Here is a 1,055-nt window from a genome sequence, read left to right on the forward strand (position 1 = left end):
CCCCCCAACCGATCAACATCGATCAGCATCGCATCACCACCCGCTCACACTCAGCTACCCAAACCGCCCCATAGACGTAACAGAAGCGACGGAATCGACGATTTGAGCAACTGGGTGTAGCGCTCCCTGCACGAAGCGTTATTCTCCTCAGACGCATACCGGAACCCACACATCGCCACGGCGGGTGAACGGTCCCGCACTGCACGTGATGGAAGCTCTGCCTCTGGGAGTCCCGTGTACCCACACGTCGGGGTTGACGCCTCGGGCCTGGCTACGCTCCGCGCAGCGGTCGTCGACCGTCTGCGCGGTTTCGTCCCCACCGCGTACGCCACCGCCCCCGCCTTCGCCTTCGCCACCGCCTCACCCCTCGGTGCCTGCTACGCGCTGGCCGAGGGCGGTGCCGCGGTCGGAAGACGGAGCGGTGGCCGCAGCACGGGCACGTCCGCGACGCCGACCGCCCGCCGCCCCAGCGCGGACAGCGACAGCGCCCGCATGATGGACCTCGTCGAACGCGCCCAGGCGGGCGAAGCCGACGCCTTCGGACGCCTGTACGACCAGTACAGCGACACGGTGTACCGGTACATCTACTACCGCGTCGGCGGCAAGGCCACCGCCGAGGACCTCACCAGCGAGACCTTCCTGCGCGCGCTCCGCAGGATCTCCACCTTCACCTGGCAGGGGCGCGACTTCGGCGCCTGGCTGGTCACGATCGCGCGCAACCTGGTCGCGGACCACTTCAAGTCGAGCCGCTTCCGTCTGGAAGTGACCACAGGCGAAATGCTCGACGCCAACGAAGTGGAGCGCTCACCCGAGGACTCCGTCCTGGAGTCCCTCTCCAACGCGGCGCTCCTCGAAGCCGTACGCAAGCTCAACCCGCAGCAGCAGGAGTGCGTCACCCTGCGCTTCCTCCAGGGGCTCTCGGTCGCCGAGACCGCCCGCGTCATGGGCAAGAACGAGGGCGCCATCAAGACGCTCCAGTACCGGGCCGTGCGCACCCTCGCCCGCCTCCTCCCCGAAGACGCCCGCTGACAACCCCACGGGCGCCCCGCTGAGCC

General features: G+C 68.4%; 1 protein-coding gene. It reads left to right on the top strand.

Annotation, left to right across the window (positions count from 1 at the left end):
• Positions 1-234 precede the first annotated feature (234 nt).
• Positions 235-1,029 carry an ECF subfamily RNA polymerase sigma factor, BldN family gene (locus ACJA3G_RS37510; RefSeq protein ID WP_406557475.1) on the top strand — a complete coding sequence of 265 codons (795 nt, stop codon included), beginning with the start codon at positions 235-237 and terminating at the stop codon, positions 1,027-1,029.
• Positions 1,030-1,055 lie beyond the last annotated feature (26 nt).

This window comes from Streptomyces sp. YS-3 (assembly GCF_045257485.1).
Classification (GTDB): domain Bacteria; phylum Actinomycetota; class Actinomycetes; order Streptomycetales; family Streptomycetaceae; genus Streptomyces.